Below are 1,934 nucleotides of genomic sequence, written 5' to 3'. Positions count from 1 at the left end.
TTGCAGAGCACCTGATTCGCGACGGTCGCCCGGTTATCGACGTCCTCATTGTCACGATGTCGTTCTCCCAGATCTCGCTCTCCGATCCCAACGACGGCACTAAAACAGGGCCGGTTTACAATTTTTTCAATGACCTGAATGTCCCCCTGCTCCAGACCATCACTATGTACCGTTCGTACGAGGACTGGTGGAACGATGAACAGGGGCTCTCTGCGATGGAGATCTCGTCCGGAGTTATCTGGCCGGAGTTCGACGGGCAGATCATTGCGATCCCCCTTGCCGCAACCGGAGAGTATGAAGGCAGGAAGAACATGGCGCTGCCCATCCCGGGACGTCCCGGGCGGATCGCACAGATGGCCCGACGCTGGGCGGAACTGAAGCGGACGCCGGCCCGGGACCGGAAGGTGGCGATCCTGCTGTACCAGTACACCGGCGGGACGGAGGCGCTCGGGGATGCCGGGGGCCTCGACACGCCCCAAAGTGTCATCGATATCCTGCGCCGGCTGAATGAGGAGGGATACCGGGTGGATCACATCCCGGAGACCGGAAACGATCTCATACAGGAGATGATTGACGGGCTGACGAACGACACGCAGTATATCTCCGAGGACCAGATGAAGGAGCGTGCGGCAGGAACGGTCAGCGCCGTGCAGTACCGGCAGTGGTTTGAGAACCTGCCGGAAAAGAACCGGGCCAAGATCTCTGCCGACTGGGGAGAGGCACCCGGTACGCTGTTTGAGACAGCAGGGGAACTCTGCATGCCCGGGCTCCTCAACGGGAACATCTTCATCGGGATCCAGCCGCCCCGGGGCCTGTTCGAGCAGGTCGAAAGCCTGATCCATTCCACCGACCTTGTGATGCCGCACCACTACCTTGCCTACTACCGGTGGATGAGACACGTGCTTGGTGCCCATGTAGTCATCCATATGGGGACGCATGGCACGCTGGAATGGCTCCCCGGCAAGGGGAATGCCCTCTCTGAGGAGTGCTATCCCGACCTCGTATTCGAGGACATGCCCCACGTCTCACCCTATATCATCAATGATCCCGGGGAGATGATCGAGGTCAAGCGGAGGAGCTGGGCGGCGGTGCTCGGCCACCTGCCTCCCGCGATGATGCGGGCCGGGGGGTACGGCGACCTTGCACAGCTGGACAGTATCCTGCAGGAGTACTTCCGTGCAAAACGCGGCGGGGAAGTGCAGAAAGCAGCCGGCTTGGCCGGTGAAATTCATGAGATCGTTATTGCCCGGAACCTGACAAATGACCTCGGCCTCCCGGCCGATACCGGTATCGAAGAGGTCGCACGGAACGCGGAGCGGCTGTACGACTATCTCTGCGGGATCCGGGATTCCATCATCAAGGACGGGCTCCACATCTTCGGCTCCCCGCCCCCGGGCGAGCGGTTCGAAGAGATGATCTATGCACTTCCGCGGCTTGAGAACGGGAAGGTTCCGTCCCTGCGGGAGAGCACTGCCGCTGCGATGTCCCTGTCCCTCCGCGAACTGCAGGACTGCCCGTCCGGGTTCAATGAATCGTATGGCAGACCGAACGGTGCGCTCGTTGACCTGATCGATGAGGAAAGCCGGCGCCTCGTCAGCGTGATGGCTCGGTCAGGGTATGACCGGAATGCGGCACTCGCGGAGATACGGGACAGGTACGGGGTCCGTGTCGCAGCCCTTGAGGCATGTACGGCGTTCATCTGCGATGATCTTGCAGGCAGGCTCAACCAGACGACGGACGAGATCGCAAACATGGTCCGGGCCCTTGACGGCGGGTATATCCCGCCCGGCCCTTCCGGCGATCCAACGCGGGGCAATGCCCACCTCCTCCCGACCGGCAGGAACGCGTACTCCATCGACCCGGCATCCGTCCCGACACCGGCCGCATGGAAGACCGGAAAAACGCTTGCAGACCAGATGATCGAACGGTACATC

General features: G+C 61.6%; 1 protein-coding gene. It reads left to right on the top strand.

Annotation, left to right across the window (positions count from 1 at the left end; all coding sequences use genetic code 11):
• The coding region (locus tag CW742_RS11400; RefSeq protein WP_292420486.1) for a cobaltochelatase subunit CobN at positions 1-1,934 on the top strand (1,934 nt) is incomplete at both ends.

The sequence above is a fragment of the Methanoregula sp. genome (assembly GCF_002835825.1).
Lineage (GTDB): Archaea > Halobacteriota > Methanomicrobia > Methanomicrobiales > Methanospirillaceae > Methanoregula.
Note: the sequence above shows the minus strand (reverse complement) of the source record. Positions and strands in the feature narration are given on the sequence as shown.